The sequence below is a fragment of the Edwardsiella piscicida genome (assembly GCF_021733145.1).
GTDB classification, from domain to species: domain Bacteria; phylum Pseudomonadota; class Gammaproteobacteria; order Enterobacterales; family Enterobacteriaceae; genus Edwardsiella; species Edwardsiella piscicida.
The window spans coordinates 3,371,955-3,398,923 of record NZ_CP090968.1; the positions used below are offsets into that span (position 1 = coordinate 3,371,955).

At 55.5% G+C, this 26,969-nt stretch carries 30 protein-coding genes, 1 tRNA gene and 4 rRNA genes; 7 read left to right on the plus strand and 28 right to left on the minus strand.

What is annotated here, in order from left to right:
* Window positions 1-49: 49 nt before the first annotated feature.
* The 5 genes from L1P05_RS15295 to L1P05_RS15315 form a co-directional block, all read right to left on the minus strand.
* Window positions 50-1,593 (minus strand): 16S ribosomal RNA (locus tag L1P05_RS15295).
* A gap of 284 nt (window positions 1,594-1,877) precedes the next feature.
* A 5S ribosomal RNA gene (rrf, locus tag L1P05_RS15300) occupies window positions 1,878-1,993 on the minus strand.
* A 90-nt stretch (window positions 1,994-2,083) separates the two neighbouring features.
* Window positions 2,084-4,991 (minus strand): 23S ribosomal RNA (locus L1P05_RS15305).
* Between the two features lie 189 nt (window positions 4,992-5,180).
* Window positions 5,181-5,256: transfer RNA gene (locus L1P05_RS15310), tRNA-Glu, on the minus strand.
* A gap of 82 nt (window positions 5,257-5,338) precedes the next feature.
* Window positions 5,339-6,882, minus strand: a 16S ribosomal RNA gene (locus L1P05_RS15315).
* Together the 16S, 23S and 5S rRNA genes with 1 tRNA gene alongside form the textbook arrangement of a ribosomal RNA operon.
* A 494-nt stretch (window positions 6,883-7,376) precedes the next feature.
* On the opposite strand from L1P05_RS15315, the gene L1P05_RS15320 reads away from it, so the two are divergent.
* Entirely contained in the window at window positions 7,377-7,931 is a 555-nt protein-coding gene (locus tag L1P05_RS15320; protein WP_012850002.1) for a gamma carbonic anhydrase family protein, read from the plus strand.
* Here L1P05_RS15320 and L1P05_RS15325 read toward each other — a convergent pair.
* Genes L1P05_RS15325 through dprA form a run of 6 tightly spaced genes read right to left on the minus strand, consistent with a single transcriptional unit; the run spans window position 7,895 to window position 11,724 of the window.
* Window positions 7,895-8,176: a DUF1488 family protein gene (locus L1P05_RS15325; protein WP_012850003.1), complete on the minus strand. Its 282-nt coding sequence runs from the start codon at window positions 8,174-8,176 to the stop codon at window positions 7,895-7,897. The genes L1P05_RS15320 and L1P05_RS15325 overlap by 37 nt on opposite strands.
* A complete protein-coding gene (gene aroE, locus L1P05_RS15330) occupies window positions 8,173-8,988 on the minus strand; it encodes a shikimate dehydrogenase (RefSeq protein ID WP_012850004.1) in 816 nt (271 codons plus the stop codon). The genes L1P05_RS15325 and aroE overlap by 4 nt, the downstream gene beginning before the upstream one ends.
* Window positions 8,989-8,991: 3 nt before the next feature.
* On the minus strand, window positions 8,992-9,561 hold the full coding sequence (gene tsaC, locus L1P05_RS15335; protein WP_012850005.1) for an L-threonylcarbamoyladenylate synthase type 1 TsaC: 570 nt from the start codon (window positions 9,559-9,561) through the stop codon (window positions 8,992-8,994).
* A 10-nt stretch (window positions 9,562-9,571) separates the two neighbouring features.
* Entirely contained in the window at window positions 9,572-10,132 is a 561-nt protein-coding gene (locus L1P05_RS15340) for a DNA topoisomerase family protein (protein WP_041692556.1), read from the minus strand.
* Window positions 10,133-10,169: 37 nt separating this feature from the next.
* Complete coding sequence (locus L1P05_RS15345; protein ID WP_015462408.1) at window positions 10,170-10,640, minus strand: DUF494 family protein; 471 nt, start codon at window positions 10,638-10,640, stop codon at window positions 10,170-10,172.
* Entirely contained in the window at window positions 10,612-11,724 is a 1,113-nt protein-coding gene (dprA, locus tag L1P05_RS15350; protein WP_012850008.1) for a DNA-processing protein DprA, read from the minus strand. The genes L1P05_RS15345 and dprA overlap by 29 nt, the downstream gene beginning before the upstream one ends.
* Window positions 11,725-11,846: 122 nt before the next feature.
* Between dprA and def the strand changes: the two genes are divergently transcribed.
* The 6 genes from def to mscL all read left to right on the plus strand — a co-directional run bounded on the left by def (window position 11,847) and on the right by mscL (window position 18,134).
* The gene (gene def, locus L1P05_RS15355) at window positions 11,847-12,362 is read left to right on the plus strand and encodes a peptide deformylase (RefSeq protein ID WP_012850009.1); all 516 of its coding nucleotides are present in this window, start codon (window positions 11,847-11,849) and stop codon (window positions 12,360-12,362) included.
* A gap of 19 nt (window positions 12,363-12,381) precedes the next feature.
* A complete protein-coding gene (gene fmt, locus L1P05_RS15360) occupies window positions 12,382-13,329 on the plus strand; it encodes a methionyl-tRNA formyltransferase (protein ID WP_012850010.1) in 948 nt (315 codons plus the stop codon).
* A 143-nt stretch (window positions 13,330-13,472) separates the two neighbouring features.
* The gene (gene rsmB, locus L1P05_RS15365; RefSeq protein WP_012850011.1) at window positions 13,473-14,765 is read left to right on the plus strand and encodes a 16S rRNA (cytosine(967)-C(5))-methyltransferase RsmB; all 1,293 of its coding nucleotides are present in this window, start codon (window positions 13,473-13,475) and stop codon (window positions 14,763-14,765) included.
* A 52-nt stretch (window positions 14,766-14,817) separates the two neighbouring features.
* Window positions 14,818-16,194: a Trk system potassium transporter TrkA gene (trkA, locus tag L1P05_RS15370; RefSeq protein WP_012850012.1), complete on the plus strand. Its 1,377-nt coding sequence runs from the start codon at window positions 14,818-14,820 to the stop codon at window positions 16,192-16,194.
* Window positions 16,195-16,202: 8 nt separating this feature from the next.
* Complete coding sequence (locus tag L1P05_RS15375; protein WP_012850013.1) at window positions 16,203-17,648, plus strand: TrkH family potassium uptake protein; 1,446 nt, start codon at window positions 16,203-16,205, stop codon at window positions 17,646-17,648.
* A gap of 78 nt (window positions 17,649-17,726) precedes the next feature.
* On the plus strand, window positions 17,727-18,134 hold the full coding sequence (gene mscL, locus L1P05_RS15380) for a large-conductance mechanosensitive channel protein MscL (RefSeq protein ID WP_012850014.1): 408 nt from the start codon (window positions 17,727-17,729) through the stop codon (window positions 18,132-18,134).
* 53 nt (window positions 18,135-18,187) lie between these two features.
* Here the strand turns inward: mscL and zntR are convergent, their stop codons facing one another.
* The 17 genes from zntR to rplE all read right to left on the minus strand — a co-directional run bounded on the left by zntR (window position 18,188) and on the right by rplE (window position 26,961).
* Complete coding sequence (gene zntR, locus L1P05_RS15385) at window positions 18,188-18,649, minus strand: Zn(2+)-responsive transcriptional regulator (RefSeq protein ID WP_012850015.1); 462 nt, start codon at window positions 18,647-18,649, stop codon at window positions 18,188-18,190.
* A gap of 2 nt (window positions 18,650-18,651) precedes the next feature.
* Window positions 18,652-19,017, minus strand: coding sequence for a DnaJ family domain-containing protein (locus L1P05_RS15390; RefSeq protein WP_012850016.1), 366 nt, complete (start codon window positions 19,015-19,017; stop codon window positions 18,652-18,654).
* Window positions 19,018-19,137: 120 nt separating this feature from the next.
* Window positions 19,138-19,524, minus strand: a complete 387-nt coding sequence (gene rplQ / locus L1P05_RS15395) for a 50S ribosomal protein L17 (protein ID WP_005297556.1) — start codon at window positions 19,522-19,524, stop codon at window positions 19,138-19,140.
* Window positions 19,525-19,564: 40 nt separating this feature from the next.
* Complete coding sequence (locus L1P05_RS15400) at window positions 19,565-20,554, minus strand: DNA-directed RNA polymerase subunit alpha (RefSeq protein ID WP_005290354.1); 990 nt, start codon at window positions 20,552-20,554, stop codon at window positions 19,565-19,567.
* 25 nt (window positions 20,555-20,579) lie between these two features.
* Window positions 20,580-21,200, minus strand: a complete 621-nt coding sequence (gene rpsD / locus L1P05_RS15405; RefSeq protein WP_005290355.1) for a 30S ribosomal protein S4 — start codon at window positions 21,198-21,200, stop codon at window positions 20,580-20,582.
* 30 nt (window positions 21,201-21,230) lie between these two features.
* Window positions 21,231-21,620, minus strand: a complete 390-nt coding sequence (gene rpsK / locus L1P05_RS15410; protein ID WP_002919257.1) for a 30S ribosomal protein S11 — start codon at window positions 21,618-21,620, stop codon at window positions 21,231-21,233.
* 16 nt (window positions 21,621-21,636) lie between these two features.
* Entirely contained in the window at window positions 21,637-21,993 is a 357-nt protein-coding gene (rpsM, locus tag L1P05_RS15415; protein ID WP_012850017.1) for a 30S ribosomal protein S13, read from the minus strand.
* 146 nt (window positions 21,994-22,139) lie between these two features.
* Window positions 22,140-22,256 carry a 50S ribosomal protein L36 gene (rpmJ, locus tag L1P05_RS15420; RefSeq protein WP_008815462.1) on the minus strand — a complete coding sequence of 39 codons (117 nt, stop codon included), beginning with the start codon at window positions 22,254-22,256 and terminating at the stop codon, window positions 22,140-22,142.
* Window positions 22,257-22,289: 33 nt separating this feature from the next.
* Window positions 22,290-23,621 carry a preprotein translocase subunit SecY gene (secY, locus tag L1P05_RS15425; RefSeq protein ID WP_005290357.1) on the minus strand — a complete coding sequence of 444 codons (1,332 nt, stop codon included), beginning with the start codon at window positions 23,619-23,621 and terminating at the stop codon, window positions 22,290-22,292.
* 7 nt (window positions 23,622-23,628) lie between these two features.
* Complete coding sequence (gene rplO, locus L1P05_RS15430) at window positions 23,629-24,063, minus strand: 50S ribosomal protein L15 (protein ID WP_005290360.1); 435 nt, start codon at window positions 24,061-24,063, stop codon at window positions 23,629-23,631.
* Window positions 24,064-24,066: 3 nt separating this feature from the next.
* Window positions 24,067-24,246, minus strand: a complete 180-nt coding sequence (gene rpmD, locus L1P05_RS15435) for a 50S ribosomal protein L30 (RefSeq protein WP_005290362.1) — start codon at window positions 24,244-24,246, stop codon at window positions 24,067-24,069.
* 6 nt (window positions 24,247-24,252) lie between these two features.
* Window positions 24,253-24,753 (minus strand): 30S ribosomal protein S5, encoded by a 501-nt coding sequence (gene rpsE / locus L1P05_RS15440; RefSeq protein WP_012850346.1) that lies wholly within the window; start codon window positions 24,751-24,753, stop codon window positions 24,253-24,255.
* Window positions 24,754-24,767: 14 nt separating this feature from the next.
* On the minus strand, window positions 24,768-25,121 hold the full coding sequence (gene rplR / locus L1P05_RS15445) for a 50S ribosomal protein L18 (RefSeq protein WP_012850020.1): 354 nt from the start codon (window positions 25,119-25,121) through the stop codon (window positions 24,768-24,770).
* Window positions 25,122-25,130: 9 nt separating this feature from the next.
* Window positions 25,131-25,664 carry a 50S ribosomal protein L6 gene (gene rplF / locus L1P05_RS15450; RefSeq protein ID WP_012850021.1) on the minus strand — a complete coding sequence of 178 codons (534 nt, stop codon included), beginning with the start codon at window positions 25,662-25,664 and terminating at the stop codon, window positions 25,131-25,133.
* 12 nt (window positions 25,665-25,676) lie between these two features.
* Window positions 25,677-26,069: a 30S ribosomal protein S8 gene (rpsH, locus tag L1P05_RS15455; RefSeq protein ID WP_012850022.1), complete on the minus strand. Its 393-nt coding sequence runs from the start codon at window positions 26,067-26,069 to the stop codon at window positions 25,677-25,679.
* A gap of 33 nt (window positions 26,070-26,102) precedes the next feature.
* Window positions 26,103-26,408, minus strand: a complete 306-nt coding sequence (rpsN, locus tag L1P05_RS15460) for a 30S ribosomal protein S14 (RefSeq protein WP_012850023.1) — start codon at window positions 26,406-26,408, stop codon at window positions 26,103-26,105.
* A gap of 13 nt (window positions 26,409-26,421) precedes the next feature.
* Complete coding sequence (gene rplE, locus L1P05_RS15465) at window positions 26,422-26,961, minus strand: 50S ribosomal protein L5 (protein ID WP_012850024.1); 540 nt, start codon at window positions 26,959-26,961, stop codon at window positions 26,422-26,424.
* Between the last annotated feature and the right edge of the window lie 8 nt (window positions 26,962-26,969).

Here is a 26,969-nt window from a genome sequence, read left to right on the forward strand (position 1 = left end):
CATTTATCAGACAATCTGTGTGAGCACTACACAATTTCGTATCTTTAGGTAAGGAGGTGATCCAACCGCAGGTTCCCCTACGGTTACCTTGTTACGACTTCACCCCAGTCATGAATCACAAAGTGGTAAGCGCCCTCCCGAAGGTTAAGCTACCTACTTCTTTTGCAACCCACTCCCATGGTGTGACGGGCGGTGTGTACAAGGCCCGGGAACGTATTCACCGTGGCATTCTGATCCACGATTACTAGCGATTCCGACTTCATGGAGTCGAGTTGCAGACTCCAATCCGGACTACGACGTACTTTATGAGGTCCGCTTGCTCTCGCGAGTTCGCTTCTCTTTGTATACGCCATTGTAGCACGTGTGTAGCCCTACTCGTAAGGGCCATGATGACTTGACGTCATCCCCACCTTCCTCCAGTTTATCACTGGCAGTCTCCTTTGAGTTCCCGGCCGAACCGCTGGCAACAAAGGATAAGGGTTGCGCTCGTTGCGGGACTTAACCCAACATTTCACAACACGAGCTGACGACAGCCATGCAGCACCTGTCTCAGCGTTCCCGAAGGCACTCCCGTATCTCTACAGGATTCGCTGGATGTCAAGAGTAGGTAAGGTTCTTCGCGTTGCATCGAATTAAACCACATGCTCCACCGCTTGTGCGGGCCCCCGTCAATTCATTTGAGTTTTAACCTTGCGGCCGTACTCCCCAGGCGGTCGATTTAACGCGTTAGCTTCGGAAGCCACGCCTCAAGGGCACAACCTCCAAATCGACATCGTTTACAGCGTGGACTACCAGGGTATCTAATCCTGTTTGCTCCCCACGCTTTCGCACCTGAGCGTCAGTCTTCGTCCAGGAGGCCGCCTTCGCCACCGGTATTCCTCCAGATCTCTACGCATTTCACCGCTACACCTGGAATTCTACCTCCCTCTACGAGACTCTAGCTTGCCAGTCTTGGATGCAGTTCCCAGGTTAAGCCCGGGGATTTCACATCCAACTTAACAAACCGCCTGCGTGCGCTTTACGCCCAGTAATTCCGATTAACGCTTGCACCCTCCGTATTACCGCGGCTGCTGGCACGGAGTTAGCCGGTGCTTCTTCTGTAGGTAACGTCAATTGTGAGCGCTATTAACGTTCACACCTTCCTCCCTACTGAAAGTACTTTACAACCCGAAGGCCTTCTTCATACACGCGGCATGGCTGCATCAGGCTTGCGCCCATTGTGCAATATTCCCCACTGCTGCCTCCCGTAGGAGTCTGGACCGTGTCTCAGTTCCAGTGTGGCTGGTCATCCTCTCAGACCAGCTAGGGATCGTCGCCTAGGTGAGCCATTACCCCACCTACTAGCTAATCCCATCTGGGTTCATCTGATGGCATGAGGCCCGAAGGTCCCCCACTTTGGTCTTGCGACGTTATGCGGTATTAGCTACCGTTTCCAGTAGTTATCCCCCTCCATCAGGCAGATCCCCAGACATTACTCACCCGTCCGCCGCTCGTCAGCGGAGAAAGCAAGCTTTCTCCCTGCTACCGCTCGACTTGCATGTGTTAAGCCTGCCGCCAGCGTTCAATCTGAGCCATGATCAAACTCTTCAATTAAAAGCTTGATGCTCAAAGAAATTAAACTGTTTATTCGTAATGAATTAACTGCTGTCACTCTTCAAGACTTTAAATATTTTCGCATTCCGAGGAATGCGTAATACGAATCTTGCGAGTGCCCACACAGATTGTCTGATAATTTGTTAAAGAGCAGTGACTTAGCAAGTTTTCCTTACCAAGTCGAGGTGGCGTATATTACGCTTTCCTCGGTGAGTGTCAACCGCTAATTTAGCAGTTTCACCTCATTTCGAAAGATCACTAAACAATGATCTTTGGAAATGGATGCCTGGCAGTTCCCTACTCTCGCATGGGGAGACCCCACACTACCATCGGCGCTACGGCGTTTCACTTCTGAGTTCGGCATGGGGTCAGGTGGGACCACCGCGCTATCGCCGCCAGGCAAATTCTGTTTTACCAACCGCCATCACTGGCCATCGGTATCAATCTTGAACAAGCTTCATTCGTCTCTCTAAAACACCTTCGGTGTTGTAAGGTTAAGTCTCACGGATCATTAGTACTGGTTAGCTCAACGTATCGCTACGCTTACACACCCAGCCTATCAACGTCTTAGTCTTAAACGTTCCTTCAGTGGACTCAAGGTCCAAGGGAAGACTCATCTCGAGGCAAGTTTCGCGCTTAGATGCTTTCAGCGCTTATCTTTTCCGCACGTAGCTACCGGGCAATGCAATTGGCATCACAACCCGAACACCAGCGGTGCGTCCACTCCGGTCCTCTCGTACTAGGAGCAGCCCCTCTCAATCTTCCAACGCCCACGGCAGATAGGGACCGAACTGTCTCACGACGTTCTAAACCCAGCTCGCGTACCACTTTAAATGGCGAACAGCCATACCCTTGGGACCTACTTCAGCCCCAGGATGTGATGAGCCGACATCGAGGTGCCAAACACCGCCGTCGATATGAACTCTTGGGCGGTATCAGCCTGTTATCCCCGGAGTACCTTTTATCCGTTGAGCGATGGCCCTTCCATTCAGAACCACCGGATCACTAAGACCTGCTTTCGCACCTGCTCGAGCCGTCACTCTCGCAGTCAAGCTAGCTTATGCCTTTGCACTAACCTCCTGATGTCCGACCAGGATTAGCTAACCTTCGTGCTCCTCCGTTACTCTTTGGGAGGAGACCGCCCCAGTCAAACTACCCACCAGACACTGTCCCTATCCCGGATCACGGGACCAGGTTAGAACATCAAACATTAAAGGGTGGTATTTCAAGGTCGGCTCCATGCAGACTGGCGTCCACACTTCAAAGCCTCCCACCTATCCTACACATCAAGGTTCAATGTTCAGTGTCAAGCTATAGTAAAGGTTCACGGGGTCTTTCCGTCTTGCCGCGGGTACACTGCATCTTCACAGCGAGTTCAATTTCACTGAGTCTCGGGTGGAGACAGCCTGGCCATCATTACGCCATTCGTGCAGGTCGGAACTTACCCGACAAGGAATTTCGCTACCTTAGGACCGTTATAGTTACGGCCGCCGTTTACTGGGGCTTCGATCAAGAGCTTCGCCTTGCGGCTGACCCCATCAATTAACCTTCCAGCACCGGGCAGGCGTCACACCCTATACGTCCACTTTCGTGTTTGCAGAGTGCTGTGTTTTTATTAAACAGTTGCAGCCAGCTGGTATCTTCGACTGGCTTCGGCTCCATCCGCGAGGGACTTCACCTACGTGCCAGCGTGCCTTCTCCCGAAGTTACGGCACCATTTTGCCTAGTTCCTTCACCCGAGTTCTCTCAAGCGCCTTGGTATTCTCTACCTGACCACCTGTGTCGGTTTGGGGTACGATTCAGTGTTATCTGGAGCTTAGAGGCTTTTCCTGGAAGCAGGGCATTAACCACTTCAGCACCGTAGTGCCTCGTCATCACGCCTCAGTGTTAAAGGTAACCGGATTTGCCAAGTTACCCCACCTACACGCTTAAACCGGGACAACCGTCGCCCGGCCGGTCTAGCCTTCTCCGTCCCCCCTTCGCAATAACACCAAGTACAGGAATATTAACCTGTTTCCCATCGACTACGCTTTTCAGCCTCGCCTTAGGGGTCGACTTACCCTGCCCCGATTAACGTTGGACAGGAACCCTTGGTCTTCCGGCGAGCGGGCTTTTCACCCGCTTTATCGTTACTTATGTCAGCATTCGCACTTCTGATACCTCCAGCAGCCCTCACAGGCCACCTTCGCAGGCTTACAGAACGCTCCCCTACCCAACAACGCCTAAGCGTCGCTGCCGCAGCTTCGGTGCATGGTTTAGCCCCGTTACATCTTCCGCGCAGGCCGACTCGACCAGTGAGCTATTACGCTTTCTTTAAATGATGGCTGCTTCTAAGCCAACATCCTGGCTGTCTATGCCTTCCCACATCGTTTCCCACTTAACCATGACTTTGGGACCTTAGCTGGCGGTCTGGGTTGTTTCCCTCTTCACGACGGACGTTAGCACCCGCCGTGTGTCTCCCGTGATAACATTCTTCGGTATTCGTAGTTTGCATCGGGTTGGTAAGTCGGGATGACCCCCTAGCCGAAACAGTGCTCTACCCCCGAAGATGAGTTCACGAGGCGCTACCTAAATAGCTTTCGGGGAGAACCAGCTATCTCCCGGTTTGATTGGCCTTTCACCCCCAGCCACAAGTCATCCGCTAATTTTTCAACATTAGTCGGTTCGGTCCTCCAGTTAGTGTTACCCAACCTTCAACCTGCCCATGGCTAGATCACCGGGTTTCGGGTCTATACCTTGCAACTAGACGCCCAGTTAAGACTCGGTTTCCCTACGGCTCCCCTATTCGGTTAACCTTGCTACAAAATATAAGTCGCTGACCCATTATACAAAAGGTACGCAGTCACACCCCGAAGGATGCTCCCACTGCTTGTACGTACACGGTTTCAGGTTCTATTTCACTCCCCTCGCCGGGGTTCTTTTCGCCTTTCCCTCACGGTACTGGTTCACTATCGGTCAGTCAGGAGTATTTAGCCTTGGAGGATGGTCCCCCCATATTCAGACAGGATAACACGTGTCCCGCCCTACTCATCGAACTCACAGCTGTGCACCTTCGTGTACGGGGCTATCACCCTGTATCGCGCGACTTTCCAGACGCTTCCACTAATGCACAAACTGATTCAGGTTCTGGGCTCTTCCCCGTTCGCTCGCCGCTACTAGGGGAATCTCGGTTGATTTCTTTTCCTCAGGGTACTTAGATGTTTCAGTTCCCCTGGTTCGCCTCGTTAAGCTATGTATTCACTTAACGATAGTGCAACGGATTGCACTGGGTTTCCCCATTCGGACATCGCCGGCTAATAACGCTTCATATCAGCTCACCGACGCTTATCGCAGATTAGCACGTCCTTCATCGCCTCTGACTGCCTAGGCATCCACCGTGTACGCTTAGTCACTTAACCTCACAACCCGAAGGTGTTTCACTTCGTGCTGTAAGCATTTGAGAGACTCTCGAATCACTTATTAAAAGCAATTCGATTGTTTTCGAATTTTCAGCTTGTTCCAGATTGTTAAAGAGCAAATATTGCAAACATGACTCGTAAGTCCGTTTTGCAATACAGTTGGCATCGTCTTTCACCCGATACCGCAAATGGCGTCCCCTAGGGGATTCGAACCCCTGTTACCGCCGTGAAAGGGCGGTGTCCTAGGCCTCTAGACGAAGGGGACACAGGGTCGGCTTCGCAGACGCGTTTGCTCGAACATCTATCAGACAATCTGTGTGAGCACTACACAATTTCGTATCTTTAGGTAAGGAGGTGATCCAACCGCAGGTTCCCCTACGGTTACCTTGTTACGACTTCACCCCAGTCATGAATCACAAAGTGGTAAGCGCCCTCCCGAAGGTTAAGCTACCTACTTCTTTTGCAACCCACTCCCATGGTGTGACGGGCGGTGTGTACAAGGCCCGGGAACGTATTCACCGTGGCATTCTGATCCACGATTACTAGCGATTCCGACTTCATGGAGTCGAGTTGCAGACTCCAATCCGGACTACGACGTACTTTATGAGGTCCGCTTGCTCTCGCGAGTTCGCTTCTCTTTGTATACGCCATTGTAGCACGTGTGTAGCCCTACTCGTAAGGGCCATGATGACTTGACGTCATCCCCACCTTCCTCCAGTTTATCACTGGCAGTCTCCTTTGAGTTCCCGGCCGAACCGCTGGCAACAAAGGATAAGGGTTGCGCTCGTTGCGGGACTTAACCCAACATTTCACAACACGAGCTGACGACAGCCATGCAGCACCTGTCTCAGCGTTCCCGAAGGCACTCCCGTATCTCTACAGGATTCGCTGGATGTCAAGAGTAGGTAAGGTTCTTCGCGTTGCATCGAATTAAACCACATGCTCCACCGCTTGTGCGGGCCCCCGTCAATTCATTTGAGTTTTAACCTTGCGGCCGTACTCCCCAGGCGGTCGATTTAACGCGTTAGCTTCGGAAGCCACGCCTCAAGGGCACAACCTCCAAATCGACATCGTTTACAGCGTGGACTACCAGGGTATCTAATCCTGTTTGCTCCCCACGCTTTCGCACCTGAGCGTCAGTCTTCGTCCAGGAGGCCGCCTTCGCCACCGGTATTCCTCCAGATCTCTACGCATTTCACCGCTACACCTGGAATTCTACCTCCCTCTACGAGACTCTAGCTTGCCAGTCTTGGATGCAGTTCCCAGGTTAAGCCCGGGGATTTCACATCCAACTTAACAAACCGCCTGCGTGCGCTTTACGCCCAGTAATTCCGATTAACGCTTGCACCCTCCGTATTACCGCGGCTGCTGGCACGGAGTTAGCCGGTGCTTCTTCTGTAGGTAACGTCAATTGTGAGCGCTATTAACGTTCACACCTTCCTCCCTACTGAAAGTACTTTACAACCCGAAGGCCTTCTTCATACACGCGGCATGGCTGCATCAGGCTTGCGCCCATTGTGCAATATTCCCCACTGCTGCCTCCCGTAGGAGTCTGGACCGTGTCTCAGTTCCAGTGTGGCTGGTCATCCTCTCAGACCAGCTAGGGATCGTCGCCTAGGTGAGCCATTACCCCACCTACTAGCTAATCCCATCTGGGTTCATCTGATGGCATGAGGCCCGAAGGTCCCCCACTTTGGTCTTGCGACGTTATGCGGTATTAGCTACCGTTTCCAGTAGTTATCCCCCTCCATCAGGCAGATCCCCAGACATTACTCACCCGTCCGCCGCTCGTCAGCGGAGAAAGCAAGCTTTCTCCCTGCTACCGCTCGACTTGCATGTGTTAAGCCTGCCGCCAGCGTTCAATCTGAGCCATGATCAAACTCTTCAATTAAAAGCTTGATGCTCAAAGAAATTAAACTGTTTATTCGTAATGAATTAACTGCTGTCACTCTTCAAGACTTTAAATATTTTCGCATTCCGAGGAATGCGTAATACGAATCTTGCGAGTGCCCACACAGATTGTCTGATAATTTGTTAAAGAGCAGTGACTTAGCAAGTTTTCCTTACCAAGTCGAGGTGGCGTATATTACGCTTTCCTCGGTGAGAGTCAACGTTTAATTTGCCGTTTCTCTCTCACTCTCCCCGGCTCATCCTGTGATGTTGTTCACATATGCCGTGTCGATGGAGGCGCATTATAGGGCCTGTTTTACCGGGCGCAACCGCTATTTTGCCCCAAATGAACCGAATGATGCATTACACAGCAATTGAACTGCTTATACCCCATTACGCACAGAGTTATCCACATATCGGCGGGCGTTATCGATTGAATTCCCCCACCAGCGCGCTAGTATCGCCAATACCCTCTCCATTTTTCAGGCGGTCACTATGTCTCTCTCCGTACGTCCCTACCTCTCTTTTATGCCGATCTTAGGCGAACGCCCCTTTATAGATGCAACCGCAACCGTGATTGGACAGGTCACGCTGGGTGACGACGTCAGTATCTGGCCTCAGGTCGTGATCCGTGGCGATGTTAACTATATTGTCATTGGTGACCGCAGTAATATCCAAGACGGCAGCGTGATCCATGTTGGCAACCGCGCCACGTCAACCCAGGGACATCCAACCATTATCGGCAGCGACGTGACGGTTGGTCATAAGGTGATGCTGCACGGTTGCTGTATTGGCGATCGGGTGCTGATCGGGATGGGCGCCATCGTTCTGGATGGCGTACAGATAGAAGATGAGGTCATTCTGGGCGCGGGAAGTCTGGTTCCGCCGGGAAAACGGCTGGAGAGTGGCTTTTTATATCTGGGCAGCCCGGCTCGCCAGATCCGGCCACTGACGGCACAGGAGCAAGCCGGACTGCGCCGGTCGGCCGACAACTACGTTAACTGGAAGAATGACTATCTCTCACAGGCGGAAATCCACACCCAGCCCTGATCGTCATACGCTTCATCGATAATCTCTTGCTCGGCATACTCCTCCAGTTGCCAGCGCAGGGTCTGAAACAGCGTCAGCGGCACCTGATGCGCCTCCCCCGCGCCCATGCGGGCGGCCAAGACCTGCAGATCCCCCCACCGGATAGCGCAGGTGACCTGAAAACCGTTGACCATCGCCGGAAAGGTGATGGTCGATGACGACGCCTGCCACTGCTCCAGCTCGGGAAAGAGGATAGACTGATTCATCCCGCCTGCTCCTGACGTAGCTCTATCAGCACCGGCGCTATCTGCGGCATGACGCCATGCCACAGCGAGAAGGCGTGCGCCGCCTGCGCCACCAGCATACCGAAGCCATCAGCCAAGCGTACCGCGCCCTGCTGCTGAGCCCAGGCCAGAAACGGCGTCGCCCCCGCGCGATAAAACATGTCATAACAGGCGCAATCCGGGCGCATGATCGAGGGCGGCAGCAGCGGGACCTCGCCCTGCAGCCCTGAAGCGGTTGCGTTAATAATGAGATCGAAGGTGTGATCGTCAAGCGCATCGTAGGGCAATGCCTCAATCTCCCCTTGCGCCTGAAATGCAGCGGCCAACGCCTGTGCCCGGGCATGGGTTCGGTTGGCCAGCGCGATCCGACACCCCTGCTCCAGCAGCGGTAGGATCACGCCGCGAGCGGCACCCCCGGCGCCCAACAGCAAAACTCGACTCGCATCGCCGATCATCGCCAGCCGATGTAAATCACTGACCAGTCCAATACCGTCCGTGTTATCCCCCAGCAGACGGGCGTTTTGCCAATGCAGTGTATTCACCGCGCCGGCCAGACGGGCCCGCGGCGTCAAGATATCCGCCATCTGCCAAGCCTGCTCTTTAAAGGGGGTGGTGACGTTAGCGCCTCGCCCCCCCTGCTGGAAAAAGGCCATAGCAAAGGCGGGAAAATCATCCAGCGGCGCCAGCATCGCCTCATAGCTGAGCGCAATACCGGTCTGTTGAGCAAAAAGCCGGTGGATACGCGGCGACTGGCTGTGCTTTATCGGGTGACCAAAAACGGCAAATCGCTGCATCGCTTAGCCCTGACGTAACAGTTCACCGCTCAGTGCATCGCGGATTTCAGATGGATTTTGACGCCCGCCGACCGGCGCATTCAGCACCGGGAAAGCTGAGCCAAACTGTTGGCGCACCTCGGCGGCCGTACGGCAGGGGGGCAGCCCGCTGAGGTTGGCACTGGTGGAAACCAAGGGTTTGCCGTAGGAGCGGCACAGCTGCTGAACCTGCGGATGCGCGCTGACCCGCACGGCCAGCGTACTAAAGCGGCCGGTCAGCCAGCGCGGCGTATCTGCCCGGGCTGGCATCACCCAGGTCACCGGCCCTGGCCAGCGGGAGAAAACGGCGGCGCGGCGCTCGCCCTGCAGCGCCTCATCGCAGACATAAGGCAATAGCTGCTGATAATCCGCCGCAATCAGAATCAGCCCTTTGTCCCACGGACGCTGCTTAAGATCCAGCAGGGTCTGCACCGCAGACTCGCTGTCCGGATCGCACCCTAGGCCGAAGACCGCCTCCGTGGGATAGGCGATAACACGCTGCTGGCGCAGGGCCGCCACCGCGGCGGCCAGTGAGTCACTCAGTTCTTTATCCATAGCTTCTTTATTATTGATCTGTCGGGGTATCGTCAAGCGGCTCGACGGCTTTCCCGCACAGCTTGCTGGCACAATAGCGACGCACGCCGCCTGCGCTTTTCTTCTCCACCAGTAGCGGGTAGTGGCAATGCGGGCAGACGCCGGCGACGGGTTTCAAATTCACGCTGAACTGGCAGTCTGGGTAGCGCTCACAGGCATAGAATGTTTTACCGTAGCGCGAGCGGCGCTGCAGCAGATTACCCTTGCCACACTGGGGGCACGCTAACCGAGTCTCATCCGGCTTATCGATAGCCTCAGTATGTTCACACTGAGGATAACCGTGACACCCGATAAACATACCGTAGTGCCCCTGGCGCAGCACCAGCACATCGCCACACTGCGAACATCGCTGCCCTTCAAGCACCTTAACAATATGCCCGTCGGCCGACTTCAGCGCGCGAATATACTGGCAGGCAGGATAGTGGGAACAGCCCAGAAAAGGGCCATGCTTACCGCTGCGGATCACCAGCTCGGCGCCGCACTCGGGGCATGGCTCACTCTTCTTGACACCAAATAATGCGCCTTGCGTCATAATCTTGTTTCTTTCAATAAACGAACCAGCCACCCGCTCAATGCAGGTAGCCTTCATGAACCTCAAAAAGCAGCTCTTCCATCTGCCGATAGGTGTGCTCATGTCCCGGCGCATTAAACAGCACCATCAGCACCACCCACTTCAGATCGTCCAGCTCAAACTGTTCGATCTCCAGCGCCATCACCCGATCGATAACCATCTCACGGATCTCCGGCGTCAATAGCTGAATCTGCTCCAAGAACAGCAGGAATCCACGGCACTCACTATCTAAGCAGGCCATTTCATCTGCGGTGTAGAGACGCAGCGCATGCGGATCGTCCACCGGCAGAACTACATCTCCCTCTTCCTGCATCATCGCCAGCTTTTCCAGCCAGTTCAGCGCCCGAAAGATATCCCCACGCTCAAAGCCCGCGCTGGTCAAATCGTCAGTTAGCTTATCCTGATCGATGTGCATCCCGGCCGTAGTGTGGATATAGGTCTCAAACAGATACATGAGTACATCGAACATGGCCAGCCCTCTTCACACGGACATAGCCGCCGGACACTACCTTAATCCATCCTGCTAACTCCAGTTCGAGCAGGGCTACTGCTACGTCTGGCACAGATCGACCGATGCGTTCGGCGACAGCGTCAACGGTTGTCACCTCATCCCCTACGTTAGCCAACACCTCGGCAAATGGCAATTGAGCATCGTCTTCCCCGGCAGAAATATTCCCTTCTGTGAGCGGCGCCAACCAATGCAGCGAGCTGTTCAGTTGCTCAAGGATATCCGCCGGCGCAGCGATAAGAGACGCGCCCTGCTGGATCAGCCAATGGCACCCTGCGCTCTGCGGGCTATCTAGCGAGCCGGGAATGGCGAACACCTCCCGCCCTTGATCCAATGCCAGACGCGCCGTGATCAGCGAGCCGCTGCGCAGCGTCGCCTCGACCACCAGAACCCCCAGACTCAACCCACTAATGATCCGATTACGCTGCGGAAAATAGGCAGGGCGTGCCTCTGTCCCTGGAAAAAACTCGGACACCAGCGCGCCGTCCGCCTCTAGAATGGCCTGCGCCAACCCGCGGTGCGTTCGCGGCGCCACGCAATCCGGCCCACTGCCCAGCACTGCGATGGTCTTTCCCTGCGCCGACAGCGCGCCGCGGTGCGCCAGTCCATCGATCCCCAGCGCAAGACCGCTGACAATCGTCAATCCACTCGCCGCCAGCACGCGGGAAAAAAACTGCGCCTGGCTATCACCATAGCCGCTGGGCGTACGGCTGCCCACAATCGCCAGCGCCGCCGTTGACAGCAGGCGGGGATCGCCGCAAACAAACAGCAGCGCAGGAGCGCCGGCAATCTGGCGCAAGCGATCGGGGTAGGCACTATCGACCAGCGTTAGCATCGCCCCTCGACCGCCGTCCAACCACGCCAGCGCCTCAGCGATACCCGCGGCGCCATGAAACTGGCGCTGCTGCGCAGAGGTCAGCCCGCCGGACACCATCCCCTGCGCCGATACGCCCTGCTGCACCAATATCCGCGCCGCGTTAACGATACGGGGCGCCCCCAGCCCGCGAACCTGCGCGAGACGCAGCCAGATTTCGTGACTTTCCATTGCGCTCCCGCGGCTATCGGCCGATGTGTTCAATAGGTGAACAATACTGTCAATCAGGGGGAGAACTGTCTAGAATAGGAGTGAAAATCATTCCCTAGCTCAGAGGACGTTTAAAGAGATTTATGGCGGTATTGCAGGTATTACATTTCCCCGATGAGCGGCTTCGCACTATTGCCAAGCCGGTACACGAAGTTACGCCCGAAATCCAGCGCATTGTCGACGATATGTTCGAGACCATGTACGCGGAAGAGGGCATTGGCCTAGCCGCGACGCAGGTGGACATTCACCAGCGTATTATCGTCATTGACGTATCAGAGAATCGCGATCAGCGTTTGGTATTGATCAACCCGGAGCTGCTGCAGCATGACGGGGAGGCCGGTATCGAAGAGGGGTGTCTCTCCGTTCCTGAACAGCGGGCGCTGGTGACCCGTGCGGAAAGCATCAAAGTGCGCGCCCTGGATCGCGACGGTAAGCCCTTTGAACTGGAGACCGATGGTCTGCTAGCCATCTGCATTCAGCACGAAATGGATCACCTGATGGGTAAGCTGTTTATTGACTATCTGTCGCCGCTGAAGCGTCAGCGCATCCGTCAAAAGCTGGAAAAGCTGTATAAGCAACAGGCCCGCGCCGTTAACTAACCCAAGGCAGGATACTCCCGTGTCTCATTCGCTTCGTATCATTTTTGCGGGTACGCCCGATTTTGCCGCCCGCCATCTCGAGGCGCTCTTGGCCTCAGATCATCAGATCGTCGGCGTCTTTACCCAGCCGGATCGGCCGTCGGGGCGCGGTAACAAGCTGACGCCGAGCCCGGTCAAGGCCCTGGCGCTACAGCATGATCTGCCGGTCTTTCAGCCGGCCTCTCTGCGCCCGGAGGAAAATCAGCGCCTGGTCGCCTCGCTGCAGGCCGACGTCATGGTCGTGGTCGCCTATGGCCTGATCCTGCCGCAGGCTGTGCTGGATATGCCGCGCCTGGGCTGTATTAACGTACACGGCTCTCTGCTGCCGCGCTGGCGCGGTGCGGCACCGATCCAGCGGGCGCTATGGGCAGGCGATAGCGAAACCGGCGTCACCATTATGCAGATGGACGTCGGGCTGGATACCGGTGATATGCTGCTGAAGCTGTCTTGTCCCGTCACGCAGGACGACACCAGCGCCACGCTGTACGATAAGCTAGCCGCGCTGGGACCGCAGGGCCTGCTGACCACGCTGTCCCAGCTGGCTGACGACACCGCCCAGGCCCAGAAGCAGGATGATGCGCTGAGCACCTATGCGGAAAAGCTTAGCAAGGAAGAGGCTCGTCTGGATTGGTCTCTCTCTGCCGAGCAGCTGGCGCGCTGTGTACGCGCCTTTAATCCCTGGCCGGTCAGCTTCTTTATGCTGGAAGAGCAGTCGGTGAAAGTCTGGGAAGCAACGGCGCTGTCTCAGCACGCCACCGCCGCACCGGGAACCATCGTCAGCGCCGACAAGCAGGGGATCGCCGTCGCCACTGCGCAGGGAGTGCTGCTGTTAACCCAGCTGCAGCCGGCCGGCAAGAAAAGCATGACGGCCCGTGACCTGCTCAACTCGCGTAAAGAGAGCTTCCTGCCCGGTACCGTTCTGGCATAAGCACCGTCCGCCCGGCGCCGTCCGGGCGGAGATCGTCTATTCACCTGTCCCCTGACGTCAGCGCCGGTGGGGTATTTCCCCCGCAAACCGTGATAAACTTCGAACAATATCTGATTTACTCGCAGCGACGGTCCCTTGTGTCAATGAAAAATACTCCCTATAACCTGCGTGCCATCGCGGCCCGCACGCTGAGCGCAGTCCTCGATCAGGGGCAGTCCCTGAGCAGCGTACTGCCCAGCGCCGCCCAGCCTCTCAGCGATAAAGACCGAGCCCTGCTACAGGAGCTGTGCTTTGGCACGCTGCGGGTACTGCCGCAGCTGGAGTGGATAGTACAGCAGCTGATGGCCAAGGTCCTGACGGGCAAACAGCGTCCGCTGCACTACCTGCTGCTGGTCGGGCTATATCAGCTGATCTATACGCGTATCCCTCCCCACGCAGCGCTGGCAGAGACCGTTGACGGCGCCGTTGCGCTCAAGCGCCCGCAGCTCAAGGGGCTCATCAACGGTGTACTGCGCCAGTTTCAGCGCCAACAGCAGCCGCTGCTTTTACAGTCACAGCAGCATGCCAGCCACTGGCTGCATCCCTCATGGTTGCTTAAGCGTCTGCAGCAGGCCTACCCGGAGCAGTGGCAGAGTATCGCGGATGCCAATAATCAGCGCCCGCCGATGTGGCTGCGGGTCAATCGGTGCCACCACACACGCGACGCCTATCTGGCGCTGCTGCTGCAGGCCGGTATTGACGCCGTCCCCCACGAAACCTTTCCTGACGCCCTCCGCCTGCAGGATCCGCAGCCGGTGTCTCGCCTGCCGGGCTTCGAACAGGGATGGGTCACGGTACAGGATGCCAGCGCGCAGCACAGCGTAGATCTGCTCGATCCGCAGGACGGTGAGCAGATCCTCGATCTGTGCTGCGCGCCGGGCGGAAAAACCACCCATATTCTGGAGGCGGCGCCGAAGGCCCACGTACTGGCCGTTGACGTCGATGAAAGCCGTCTCAAGCGGGTGCGCGAAAACCTGCAGCGGCTGCAGCAGCATGCCGAGATCCGCTGCGGCGATGGGCGTACCCCTGACGAGTGGGCCCGCGGTCGGCAGTTCGATCGGATTCTCTTGGACGCGCCCTGTTCGGCGACCGGCGTCATCCGCCGCCATCCGGACATCAAATGGCTACGTCGCGACAGCGATATCGCCGAGCTGGCCGCGCTGCAGCGCGAGATCATCGATGCCGTCTGGCCTTTCTTGAAATCCGGCGGCGTGATGGTCTACGCCACCTGCTCGATTCTGCCGCAGGAAAACCAGGAGCAGATCCTTGCCTTCCTGTCGCGCCACCCGGATGCTCGCCTGAGCGACACCGGCGATATACAGCGGCCCGGCCTTCAGTTTTTGCCGCGGCCCGACGCAGGCGACGGCTTCTTTTACGCTAAGCTGATAAAAGCATAATCCGCAGGCCGCCCACCAGGCGGTCGGCGCTCGCCAAGCAGAGAACAGCATCATGAAAATTATCATTTTAGGTGCCGGCCAGGTGGGGGGGACCCTCGCAGAAAACCTGGTGGGTGAGAACAACGATATCACCATCGTCGACACCAACAGCGATCGCCTGCGTCAGCTACAGGATAAGTTCGATCTGCGCGTCGTGCAGGGCTATGGCTCCCATCCGCGGGTACTGCGTGAAGCCGGCGCGGATGACGCCGATATGCTGGTCGCCGTGACCAGCTCGGACGAAACCAACATGATCGCCTGCCAGATCGCCTATTCCCTGTTCAGTACCCCAAACCGGATCGCCCGTATCCGCTCGACCGAATATATCCGCGAGCACGAGCGGTTGTTCAACCCAGATGCGGTTCCTATCGACCACCTGATCGCGCCCGAACAGCTGGTCACCGACTATGTCTACCGGCTGATCGAATATCCCGGGGCGCTGCAGGTAGTGAACTTTGCCGAGGGTAAGGTCAGCCTGGTGGCGGTCAAGGCCTACTACGGCGGGCCGTTGGTGGGCAACGCCCTGACCTCGCTGAAGGAGCATATGCCGCATATCGATACCCGCGTGGCGGCGATCTTCCGCCAGGATCGACCGATCCGCCCGCAGGGATCCACGGTGATCGAGGCCGGCGATGAGGTCTTCTTTGTCGCAGCATCGCATAATATCCGGGCAGTCATGAGTGAGCTGCAGCGGCTGGAGAAACCCTATAAACGCATCATGATCGTCGGCGGCGGCAACGTCGGCGCCGGGCTAGCCCAGCGACTGGAGAAAGACTACAGCGTCAAGCTGATTGAGCATAACGCCCAGCGCGCCGCCGAACTGGCCGAGAAGCTGCATGACACCATCGTCTTTTACGGCGATGCCTCCGATCAGGAGCTGCTGACCGAAGAGCACATCGACCAGGTAGATGTTTTCATCGCCCTGACCAACGATGATGAGGCCAATATTATGTCGGCCATGCTGGCCAAACGCCTCGGCGCCAAAAAGGTGATGGTGCTGATCCAGCGCAGCGCCTACGTCGATCTGGTGCAGGGCAGCGTCATCGATATCGCCATCTCGCCGCAGCAGGCCACTATCTCTGCCCTGCTCGGCCATGTGCGCAAGGCGGATATCGTCAGCGTCTCCTCCCTGCGACGCGGCGTGGCCGAAGCGATTGAGGCCATCGCGCACGGCGACGAAAGCACCTCGAAGGTGGTCGGACGGCGGGTCGAGGAGATTAAGCTGCCGCCGGGCACCACCATCGGCGCTATCGTTCGGGGGGACGACGTGCTGATTGCCAGCCGTGAGTCCAAAATTGAACAGGGAGATCACGTGATCATGTTCCTGACGGACAAGAAATTTATATCCGACGTGGAGCGCCTGTTTCAGCCAAGTCCTTTCTTTTTGTAACTACGGCTATGCTCAACTATCGCTCCGTGCTGTACATCCTTGGGATGATGCTGTCGAAAGTGGCGCTACTGATGTACGTGCCGCTGCTGTATGCCCTGCTTACCGGCACCGGTGGGGTTTACGAATTTCTGCAGGCGGTGATCATCACCCACCTGATCGCCCTGTTTTTGATCGCCCAAGGGCGCAGCCAGAAATTCTACCTGCGTATCCGCGATATGTTTCTGACCACGACCCTGGCGTGGCTGACGGCCTGCTGCTTCGGCGCACTGCCCTTTGTGTTCATCAAACATATCACCTTTACCGATGCCTTCTTTGAGACCATGTCCGGGCTGACCACCACCGGCTCCTCGGTGCTGTCCAATCTCAACCAGATGGAGCCCAGCGTCTTACTGTGGCGCTCGCTGCTGCAGTGGATGGGCGGCGTCGGGTTTATCGTGATGGCGGTCGCCATTCTGCCGTTTCTGGACGTCGGCGGTATGCGCCTGTTCCATACCGAATCCTCCGACTGGTCAGAGAAATCCTCGCCGCGGATGAAAGACGTAGCCAAAAGCATCATGGCGGTCTATGCGGTGCTGACGTTCCTCTGCTACCTCGGCTATCGCTACGCGGGGATGAGCAACTTCGATGCCGTCAACCACGCCTTCGCAACCATCTCCACCGGCGGATTTTCAACTAACGACAAATCCATGGCCGCGTACTCCGTACTGGCGCAGTGGAACGCCATCCTGTTTATGTTCCTCGGCTCCCTGCCATTTCTGCTGTTCGTTCAGGCGCTGCGTCAGCGCAGTCTCCGAACCCTGATGCGCGACCAGCAGCTGGTTGGCTTTAGCCGCTTTGTGCTGGTCACCGGCCTGGTGCTCACCCTGTGGCTATGGCATAAGCACATCTTTGATTTTGAAGATAGCCTGCGCATCGCGTTCTTCAATTTGATCAATATCCTGTCGACTACCGGCTACTCTCTGGGTAACTTCGATCAGTGGACACCGTTCTCCACGGTGCTGTTCGCCTCGGTCATGCTGCTGGGCGGCTGCTCCGGCTCTACCGCCGGCGGGATCAAAATGTTCCGAGTGCAGATTGGCTTTGAAAGCCTGCATATCGAGGTGCGCAAGCTGATCCACCCCAACGCCGTCTTTCCGCGACGCTATAACAACCGTCCAATCACCAATGAGGTGAGCCGCTCGGTGATCGCCTTTATGATGGCGTTTATTGCGATCACCATGCTGATTGCCGCCATCCTCGGGCTGTGCGGCGTCGACGCACTTTCGGCGATCACCGGCGCCATGACCGCGATGGCCAACGTCGGTCCAGGAATGGGGCCGCTCATCGGTCCCAGCGGCAACTTCGCGCCGCTGCCCGACGTAGCCAAGTGGGCCCTGGCGCTCGGCATGCTCTTGGGGCGACTCGAGGTGATGACCATGCTGGTGCTGTTCTTCCCCAGCTTCTGGCGGCGCTGAGACTCCCCAACGTGCATCGCCTAGCAAAGCGGCGGTAAGTGATTACACTTAGAGTATGCGTCATTTAGGGGAGTCGCTATGAGTCTACTGAAAGAGTTTCGTGAATTTGCCATGCGCGGCAACGTCGTGGATATGGCCGTCGGGGTTATCATCGGCGCCGCGTTCGGTAAAATCGTCTCCTCGCTGGTCGGGGATGTGGTCATGCCGCTGCTCGGTCTGCTGATCTGCGGCGTCGACTTTAAACAGTTTCACTGGGTAATACGCGAGGCCGTCGGCAGTGCCCCGGCCGTGGTCGTCAACTATGGCCAGTTCATACAGACCATCTTCGACTTTGTCATCGTCGCATTCGCCATTTTTATGGCGATCAAGCTGATGAACAAGCTGCGCCGCCAAAAGGCAGAAGCAACGCCGCCGGCGCCCAGCGCAGAAGAGGTACTGCTAACGGAAATCCGCGACTTACTTAAGGCACAGCAGCAAGACAAATAAACCGGACACCGCCTGGCGGCAGGCTCCCCTGCCGCTCTCCGTCTTCCCTGCCGCTAGCGATCCGAGCGCGGAGTAAAATGACCACGTAAATCCACCCGTGGTAAAAACGCCTCAGCACCCGCCTCCAGCGCCTCGAGAATAGAGCAGTAGGCGCTACTGTGCGCCGTGCCGCAGCAGGCATCGCTCAGGCGCCGCAGCGAGTCGCGCATATACTCCAGCTCCCGCAGCTTACTCTCCACCTCACGCAGACGCCGCTCGACGATAGACTTCGACTCCTGACACGTATGGTGGGCCGGGTCGACTCGGATCGAGAGCAGCTCCCGAATGGCTTCCAGCGATAGTCCCACGCGCTGGGCATAGCGAATGAAGCGCAGGCGCTGCAAATCGGCGTCACCGTATAGGCGATAGCCGCCCTCGGTACGCACCGCGTGAACCATCATTTGCTGCTTTTCATAGTAGCGGATCGTATCCGGCGTAACGCCGGCCAGCTTCGCCAGTTGACCAATACGGTACATGGTTACTCTCCCAACTGCCGCCGCAGCGGCTCGCCGTAGGCACCGCGTAAAAAAGCGGTATCCATGCCGGCCTGCTGCAGGCGCAGCTCCAGCAGTGCCAGACGTTTGCTCAGCGCGCGATAGTCAGGGTGATCGCCGTCGATCCCCCGCAGCATCTCCAGCAGCGTTATCGCCTCGCGGCGCTGCTCCAGCTGCGGCGGCAGACAGCCCGCATTCTTCAGCAGACGATAGCCAGAGCGCAGCTCGGCAGGAACATGGCTGTCATCATCCAGGAGCAGCGGTCTTCCCTCGCCTGGCAGCGCAGAGAGCTCGCCGCGCGCCTGAGCATCGGCGATATGGCGTTCAGCCCAATCATCGATAATCGACATAGTGATTCCGGTTAGATATCTGTATGCAGGGTAAAGCCAGACGGAGGGAAAATAAAGCGGGGCGGAATTCAGACAATAAAAAAACCGGGCCAAGGCCCGGCTTTCCTATGCATTAGCAGATTACTCTGCTGCAGCTTCTGCTTCAGATACAGAACGATCAACCAGCTCGATGTAAGCCATCGGCGCGTTGTCGCCTGCACGGAAGCCACACTTCAGAATGCGAGTGTAGCCACCGGCACGGCTCGCGAAGCGCGGGCCCAGCTCGTTAAACAGTTTTGCCACGATCTCGTTATCACGAGTACGGGCGAATGCCAGACGACGGTTAGCAACGCTGTCGGTCTTGGCAAGAGTAATCAGCGGCTCAACCACGCGACGCAGCTCTTTCGCTTTCGGCAGGGTCGTCTTGATGATCTCATGACGAACCAGAGAACCGGCCATGTTGCGGAACATAGCCTGGCGATGGCTGCTGTTGCGGTTCAGTTGACGACCACTCTTACGATGGCGCATGACCTTATCCTTCTCAGTAAAACCTTAACCTGTGATCCAGTTACTCGTCAGCGATACTTGCCGGCGGCCAATTTTCCAGGCGCATGCCCAGAGAGAGACCGCGAGAGGCCAGCACGTCTTTAATCTCAGTAAGAGATTTTTTACCCAGGTTCGGCGTTTTCAGCAACTCAACCTCGGTACGCTGTACCAGATCACCGATGTAGTGGATAGCTTCTGCCTTCAGGCAGTTCGCAGAGCGGACAGTCAATTCCAGATCGTCAACAGGGCGCAGCAGGATCGGATCGAACTCAGGCTTCTCTTCTTTCACTTCCGGCTGACGTACATCACGCAGGTCAACGAAAGCTTCAAGTTGTTCAGCCAGGATAGTTGCCGCACGGCGAATTGACTCTTCCGGGTCAATGGTACCGTTGGTTTCCATCTCGATGACCAGCTTGTCCAGGTCGGTACGCTGTTCAACGCGCGCTGCTTCAACATTGTAGGCAATACGCTCTACAGGGCTGTAGCAGGCGTCGACCAACAGACGGCCGATCGGGCGCTCATCTTCTTCCGAATGAATTCGGGCAGACGCCGGCACATAACCACGACCACGCTGAACTTTGATACGCATATTGATAGATGCGTTTTCATCGGTCAGATGGCAGATCACATGGTGCGGCTTGACGATTTCGACATCACCATCATGGGTGATATCGGCTGCAGTCACAGGGCCAATGCCAGATTTATTCAGGGTAAGAATTACTTCATCTTTGCCTTGAACTTTCACCGCCAGCCCTTTCAGGTTGAGCAGGATTTCCAGGATATCTTCCTGTACGCCTTCTTTGGTGCTGTACTCGTGCAGTACACCATCAATCTCAACCTCGGTCACCGCGCAACCCGGCATAGATGAAAGCAGAATACGGCGCAGTGCGTTACCAAGAGTATGGCCAAAGCCACGCTCTAACGGCTCAAGGGTCACCTTGGCGTGCGTCGAACTCAGTTGCTCGATATCTACCAGGCGCGGTTTTAGAAACTCTGTCACAGAACCCTGCATTGTGTCCTCTCTTTGGTACTAAGCTTTACTTGGAGTAAAGCTCGACGATCAGGTGTTCGTTAATGTCCGCAGACAGGTCGGAACGTTCAGGCTGACGCTTGAACACACCTTCCATTTTAGCAGCATCAACTTCCAGCCAAGTCGGCTTTTCACGCTGCTCAGCCAGCTCCAGAGCGGCTTTAACGCGAGACTGCTTCTTCGCTTTCTCACGGACGCTGACTACGTCGTTCGGAGATACCTGATAAGAAGCGATGTTAACAACGCGACCGTTTACTACGATAGCCTTGTGGCTAACCAGCTGACGTGCTTCTGCGCGGGTAGCGCCAAAGCCCATGCGGTAAACAACGTTGTCCAGACGACCTTCCAGCAGAGCCAACAGGTTTTCACCGGTGTTGCCTTTCAGACGTGCTGCTTCTTTGTAGTAGTTACGGAACTGACGCTCCAGAACGCCGTAGATACGACGAACTTTTTGCTTCTCACGCAACTGAACACCGTAGTCAGACAGACGCGGCTTGCGCGCACCGTGCTGGCCAGGTGCCTGTTCAATTTTACACTTGGAATCGATCGCGCGAACACCTGACTTCAGGAACAGGTCGGTGCCCTCACGACGGCTCAGCTTGAGCTTAGGACCCAAATATCTTGCCATTTTCTTTCTCCAACTATCCGAGAAACGACGTTATACGCGACGTTTCTTCGGCGGACGACAACCGTTATGAGGGATCGGAGTCACATCAGTGATGTTCGTGATGCGGAAACCGGCCGCGTTCAGAGCGCGGATGGTAGATTCGCGACCCGGACCCGGTCCTTTAACCATAACTTCCAGATTCTTGATACCGTACTCTTTTACAGCTTCAGCGCAGCGCTCTGCTGCAACCTGAGCGGCAAACGGAGTGGATTTACGAGAACCACGGAAACCGGAACCACCGGCTGTTGCCCAACCCAGTGCGTTACCCTGACGATCAGTAATGGTAACGATGGTGTTGTTGAAAGAAGCATGGATGTGAGCCACACCGTCAGATACTTGCTTTCTTACGCGCTTACGTGCACGAATTGGTGCTTTTGCCATTGTTCAATCACCCCGACTATTTCTTGATCGGTTTACGCGGACCCTTGCGGGTACGTGCGTTGGTCTTAGTACGCTGACCGCGAACCGGCAGACCACGACGATGACGCAAACCACGATAGCAACCAATGTCCATCAGACGCTTGATGCTCAGGGTAACTTCACGACGCAGATCGCCTTCTACGGTGTATTTGGCGACTTCGTCACGCAGCGTTTCGATTTGCTCTTCAGACAGCTCACTGATCTTAACATTTTCAGCAATGCCCGCAGCGGCGCAGATAGCCTGTGAACGGGTTTTGCCGATGCCGAAGATCGCGGTCAGCGCGATCACGGTATGCTTTTGATCAGGAATGTTAATGCCTGCTATACGGGCCACTATGCACTCCTAGATTAATATACGACGGCGCTACTCTGAAAAGCCCGTTTTCAGGATACTCAAATGGCGCCGTTGCAACAAACAAAAGATTGGCTGGCTAATCTAGCCAGCTCAACCCAACTTTGCAAGAAAAATATGCGAGATAATCAGCCTTGACGCTGTTTATGCTTCGGTTCTACGCTGCAAATCACACGCACAACACCGTTGCGCTTAACGATTTTGCAGTTACGGCATAATTTCTTGACGGAAGCACGAACTTTCATTTTACTCTCCGTAACTTCTCAAACTCACCTAGATTAGCGGTTATAGCCTTTCAGGTTCGCTTTCTTCAATGCAGACTCGTACTGACTGGACATCATCAGAGTTTGCACTTGAGCCATAAAGTCCATGATGACGACTACTACGATGAGTAGTGAAGTACCACCGAAATAGAACGGTACTTTCATCGCATCACGCATGAACTCCGGGATCAGGCAGATAAATGTAATGTACAGCGCACCAACCAGAGTCAGACGGGTCATTACCTTATCGATGTACTTCGCCGTTTGCTCTCCCGGACGAATTCCTGGTACAAATGCACCGGACTTCTTCAGGTTATCCGCTGTTTCACGCGGGTTGAAAACCAACGCCGTGTAGAAGAAACAGAAGAAGATGATTGCAGACGCATAGAGTAACACATAAAGCGGTTGCCCAGGCTGCAAATACAGCGAAATTGTAGTCAGCCAGTTCCAACCTGTACCGCCCCCAAACCAAGATGCGATCGTGGCCGGGAACAGAATGATGCTGGAAGCGAAGATTGCCGGGATAACCCCTGCCATATTCACTTTCAACGGCAAATGTGTGCTCTGTGCTGCGTAAACACGACGACCTTGCTGACGCTTGGCATAGTTAACGACGATACGACGCTGACCACGCTCCACGAAAACAACGAAGAAGGTTACTGCGAATACTAACACTGCAACCAACAGCAACAGAAGGAAGTGCAGGTCGCCCTGCCGCGCTTGCTCGATAGTATGGCCAATCGCCGGCGGAAGACCCGCCACAATCCCTGCGAAAATAATGATCGAGATACCGTTACCGATACCGCGCTCAGTAATCTGTTCGCCCAGCCACATCAGGAACATTGTCCCGGTCACCAGACTCACAACCGCAGTGAAGTAGAAAGCAAAGCCCGGATTAATTACCAGGCCCTGCATTCCAGGCATATTCGGCAAACCGGTAGCAATACCGATCGACTGGAATATGGCCAGCACCAGCGTACCGTAGCGGGTGTACTGGCTAATCTTGCGACGGCCAGCCTCCCCTTCTTTCTTTATTTCCGCCAGGGTGGGGTGAACCACCGTCAGCAGCTGGATAATGATCGACGCCGAAATATACGGCATGATCCCCAGAGCAAAGATAGAAGCACGGCTCAGAGCACCACCGGAGAACATGTTAAACATGTCGATGATGGTGCCCTGCTGTTGCTCGAGTAGTTTGGCAAGTACAGCGGCATCAATACCAGGGATCGGAATAAAAGAGCCAATACGGAAAACAATCAGCGCCCCAATAACAAACAACAGTCTGCGCTTGAGCTCGCCCAGTCCACCCTTGGCACTTTGAAAATCTAATCCCGGTTGTTTAGCCATCTGCTACTTATTCCTCGATTTTACCGCCAGCAGCTTCAATCGCAGCACGTGCGCCTTTGGACACACGCAGACCGCGCAGGGTTACTGCACGATTGATTTCACCAGACAGCATAACTTTGGCGAATTCGATCTGCGGGCCAATAACGTTAGCCGCTTTCAGCACGTTCAGGTCGATAACGTCGCCTTCGATCAGCGCGATCTCAGACAGACGAATTTCAGCAGTCACCATCGCTTTACGAGAGGTGAAGCCAAACTTCGGCAGACGACGGTACAGCGGCATCTGGCCACCTTCGAAACCGCGACGTACGCCACCGCCAGAACGAGACTTCTGACCTTTGTGACCACGACCGCCGGTTTTACCCAGGCCAGAACCGATACCACGACCCAGACGCTTGGAAGCGTGCTTGGAGCCTTCGGCCGGAGACAGAGTATTCAAACGCATCTGTTACTCCTCAACTTTAACCATGTAGGAAACCGCGTTGATCATACCACGAACGGCAGGAGTATCCTCACGCTCTACGGTGTGACCGATGCGACGCAGACCCAGGCCAAGCAGCGTTGCCTTATGTTTCGGCAAACGGCCGATCGCACTGCGGGTTTGAGTAATTTTGATAGTCTTTGCCATGGTCTATTACCCCAGAATTTCTTCAACGGATTTACCACGCTTGGCAGCGACCATTTCCGGAGATTTCATACATTCCAGACCGTCGATAGTTGCACGAACCACGTTAATCGGGTTGGTGGAACCATATGCTTTAGCCAGAACGTTACGAACTCCAGCGACTTCCAGGACGGCGCGCATTGCACCACCGGCGATGATACCGGTACCTTCAGAAGCCGGCTGCATGAACACACGAGAACCCGTGTGAGCACCTTTAACCGGGTGCTGCAGGGTGCCGCTGTTCAGCGCGACGTTGATCATGTTACGACGGGCTTTCTCCATCGCTTTCTGGATCGCTGCCGGAACTTCACGGGCTTTGCCGTAGCCAAAACCGACGCGACCGTTGCCATCACCCACTACAGTCAGTGCGGTGAAGCTAAAAATACGGCCACCTTTAACAGTCTTAGATACGCGATTTACCGCGATCAGCTTTTCCTGCAGTTCGCCAGCTTGTTTTTCGATGTGCGACATCTTACACCTCTACCTTAGAACTGAAGGCCAGCTTCACGGGCAGCATCTGCCAGTGCCTGGACACGACCATGATATTGGAAACCAGAGCGGTCGAAGGACACGTCCTTGACGCCTTTTTCCAGCGCGCGTTCAGCGATAGCTTTACCTACAGCTGCTGCGGCTTCTTTGTTCCCAGTGTATTTCAGTTGTTCACTGATTGCTTTTTCTACGGTAGAAGCGGCAACCAGGACTTCAGAACCATTCGGGGCAATAACCTGTGCGTAGATGTGACGCGGGGTACGATGTACCACCAGGCGAGTTGCACCCAGCTCTTTGAGCTTGCGGCGTGCGCGGGTCGCACGACGGATACGAGCAGATTTCTTATCCATAGTGTTACCTTACTTCTTCTTAGCCTCTTTGGTACGCACGACTTCGTCGGCGTAACGGACACCTTTGCCTTTGTAAGGCTCAGGACGACGGTAAGCGCGCAGATCCGCTGCAACCTGACCGATCAGCTGCTTATCAGCGCCTTTCAGCACGATTTCAGTCTGAGACGGACATTCAGCAGTGATGCCTGCCGGCAGCTCATGGTCAACAGGGTGAGAGAAGCCCAGGGCCAGATTCACCACATTGCCTTTAACTGCTGCACGATAACCAACACCTACCAGCTGCAGCTTCTTAGTGAAGCCTTCGGTAACACCGATAACCATTGAGTTCAGCAGTGCACGCGCGGTACCCGCTTGGGCCCAGCCGTCCACGAAGCCGTCGCGCGGACCAAAGGTCAGTGCGTTATCAGCATGCTTAATTTCAACAGCGTCGTTGATAGTACGAGTCAGCTCGCCGTTTTTACCCTTAATCGAAATAACCTGACCGTTGAGTTTTACCTCTACGCCGGCAGGAATGACGACGGGTGCTTTTGCAACACGAGACATTCTTTCCTCCGATTACGCTACGTAGCAGATAATCTCGCCGCCCAGGCCAGCTTGGCGGGCAGCACGATCAGTCATGACACCTTTAGAGGTAGAAATAACTGCGATACCCAGACCGGCCATAACTTTCGGCAGCTCATCTTTTTTCTTATAGATGCGCAGACCAGGGCGGCTGATACGCTGAATGCTTTCTACTACCGGCTTGCCCTGGAAGTACTTCAGTACCAGTTCCAGAACAGGCTTGGCGTCGCCTTCGATTTTGAAATCTTCAATAAAACCTTCTTCCTTCAGCACGTTGGCAATTGCCACTTTCAGCTTGGAGGAAGGCATGGTGACCGCAACTTTGTTCGCGGCCTGACCGTTACGGATACGGGTCAGCATATCCGCGATCGGATCTTGCATGCTCATCTGTCTTTACTCCCGTGATTCAATTGGTGACAATTACCAGCTAGCCTTTTTCAGACCCGGAATTTCACCGCGCATAGCGGCTTCACGGACCTTGATACGGCTCAACCCGAACTTACGCAGGAAAGCGTGCGGACGGCCAGTTTGGCGGCAGCGATTACGCTGACGGCTTGGGCTGGAATCACGCGGCAGAGTCTGCAGCTTAAGTACCGCATTCCAACGATCTTCGTCGGATACGTTGATATCAGAGATGATCGCTTTCAGTTCAACGCGTTTGGCAAAGAACTTATCAGCTAATTTCACGCGCTTGACTTCGCGTGCTTTCATGGATTGCTTAGCCATTAGTAACCCTACCTTACTTGCGGAACGGGAAGTTAAAAGCAGTCAGCAGCGCACGGCCTTCTTCGTCAGATTTCGCAGTAGTGGTAATGGTGATGTCCAAACCACGAACGCGATCGACTTTGTCATAGTCGATTTCTGGGAAGATAATCTGCTCACGTACGCCCATGCTGTAGTTACCACGGCCGTCGAAAGACTTCGCGGACAGGCCACGGAAGTCACGGATACGCGGTACAGCAATAGAGATCAGACGCTCAAAGAACTCCCACATGCGTTCGCCACGCAGAGTTACTTTACAGCCGATCGGATAGCCCTGACGGATTTTGAAGCCTGCAACTGATTTGCGTGCTTTGGTGATCAGCGGTTTTTGACCGGAGATCGCTGTCAGGTCAGCTGCTGCGTTATCCAGCAGTTTCTTGTCAGCGATCGCTTCACCAACACCCATGTTCAGGGTGATCTTCTCGACCCGAGGGACTTGCATGACAGAATTGTAGTTAAACTCAGTCATGAGCTTTTTAACTACTTCGTCTTTGTAGTAATCATGCAGTTTCGCCATCGTACTAC

What these genes read in the sequence shown, in the direction of transcription:
- L1P05_RS15320 (WP_012850002.1), top strand. Translation starts at nt 7,377, where the DNA reads ATGTCTCTCTCCGTACGTCCCTACCTCTCTTTTATGCCGATCTTAGGC.
- L1P05_RS15325 (WP_012850003.1), bottom strand. Translation starts at nt 8,176, where the DNA reads ATGAATCAGTCTATCCTCTTTCCCGAGCTGGAGCAGTGGCAGGCGTCG.
- aroE (WP_012850004.1), bottom strand. Translation starts at nt 8,988, where the DNA reads ATGCAGCGATTTGCCGTTTTTGGTCACCCGATAAAGCACAGCCAGTCG.
- tsaC (WP_012850005.1), bottom strand. Translation starts at nt 9,561, where the DNA reads ATGGATAAAGAACTGAGTGACTCACTGGCCGCCGCGGTGGCGGCCCTG.
- L1P05_RS15340 (WP_041692556.1), bottom strand. Translation starts at nt 10,132, where the DNA reads ATGACGCAAGGCGCATTATTTGGTGTCAAGAAGAGTGAGCCATGCCCC.
- L1P05_RS15345 (WP_015462408.1), bottom strand. Translation starts at nt 10,640, where the DNA reads ATGTTCGATGTACTCATGTATCTGTTTGAGACCTATATCCACACTACG.
- dprA (WP_012850008.1), bottom strand. Translation starts at nt 11,724, where the DNA reads ATGGAAAGTCACGAAATCTGGCTGCGTCTCGCGCAGGTTCGCGGGCTG.
- def (WP_012850009.1), top strand. Translation starts at nt 11,847, where the DNA reads ATGGCGGTATTGCAGGTATTACATTTCCCCGATGAGCGGCTTCGCACT.
- rsmB (WP_012850011.1), top strand. Translation starts at nt 13,473, where the DNA reads ATGAAAAATACTCCCTATAACCTGCGTGCCATCGCGGCCCGCACGCTG.
- trkA (WP_012850012.1), top strand. Translation starts at nt 14,818, where the DNA reads ATGAAAATTATCATTTTAGGTGCCGGCCAGGTGGGGGGGACCCTCGCA.
- L1P05_RS15375 (WP_012850013.1), top strand. Translation starts at nt 16,203, where the DNA reads ATGCTCAACTATCGCTCCGTGCTGTACATCCTTGGGATGATGCTGTCG.
- mscL (WP_012850014.1), top strand. Translation starts at nt 17,727, where the DNA reads ATGAGTCTACTGAAAGAGTTTCGTGAATTTGCCATGCGCGGCAACGTC.
- zntR (WP_012850015.1), bottom strand. Translation starts at nt 18,649, where the DNA reads ATGTACCGTATTGGTCAACTGGCGAAGCTGGCCGGCGTTACGCCGGAT.
- L1P05_RS15390 (WP_012850016.1), bottom strand. Translation starts at nt 19,017, where the DNA reads ATGTCGATTATCGATGATTGGGCTGAACGCCATATCGCCGATGCTCAG.
- rplQ (WP_005297556.1), bottom strand. Translation starts at nt 19,524, where the DNA reads ATGCGCCATCGTAAGAGTGGTCGTCAACTGAACCGCAACAGCAGCCAT.
- L1P05_RS15400 (WP_005290354.1), bottom strand. Translation starts at nt 20,554, where the DNA reads ATGCAGGGTTCTGTGACAGAGTTTCTAAAACCGCGCCTGGTAGATATC.
- rpsD (WP_005290355.1), bottom strand. Translation starts at nt 21,200, where the DNA reads ATGGCAAGATATTTGGGTCCTAAGCTCAAGCTGAGCCGTCGTGAGGGC.
- rpsK (WP_002919257.1), bottom strand. Translation starts at nt 21,620, where the DNA reads ATGGCAAAAGCACCAATTCGTGCACGTAAGCGCGTAAGAAAGCAAGTA.
- rpmJ (WP_008815462.1), bottom strand. Translation starts at nt 22,256, where the DNA reads ATGAAAGTTCGTGCTTCCGTCAAGAAATTATGCCGTAACTGCAAAATC.
- secY (WP_005290357.1), bottom strand. Translation starts at nt 23,621, where the DNA reads ATGGCTAAACAACCGGGATTAGATTTTCAAAGTGCCAAGGGTGGACTG.
- rplO (WP_005290360.1), bottom strand. Translation starts at nt 24,063, where the DNA reads ATGCGTTTGAATACTCTGTCTCCGGCCGAAGGCTCCAAGCACGCTTCC.
- rpmD (WP_005290362.1), bottom strand. Translation starts at nt 24,246, where the DNA reads ATGGCAAAGACTATCAAAATTACTCAAACCCGCAGTGCGATCGGCCGT.
- rpsE (WP_012850346.1), bottom strand. Translation starts at nt 24,753, where the DNA reads ATGTCGCACATCGAAAAACAAGCTGGCGAACTGCAGGAAAAGCTGATC.
- rplR (WP_012850020.1), bottom strand. Translation starts at nt 25,121, where the DNA reads ATGGATAAGAAATCTGCTCGTATCCGTCGTGCGACCCGCGCACGCCGC.
- rplF (WP_012850021.1), bottom strand. Translation starts at nt 25,664, where the DNA reads ATGTCTCGTGTTGCAAAAGCACCCGTCGTCATTCCTGCCGGCGTAGAG.
- rpsH (WP_012850022.1), bottom strand. Translation starts at nt 26,069, where the DNA reads ATGAGCATGCAAGATCCGATCGCGGATATGCTGACCCGTATCCGTAAC.
- rpsN (WP_012850023.1), bottom strand. Translation starts at nt 26,408, where the DNA reads ATGGCTAAGCAATCCATGAAAGCACGCGAAGTCAAGCGCGTGAAATTA.
- rplE (WP_012850024.1), bottom strand. Translation starts at nt 26,961, where the DNA reads ATGGCGAAACTGCATGATTACTACAAAGACGAAGTAGTTAAAAAGCTC.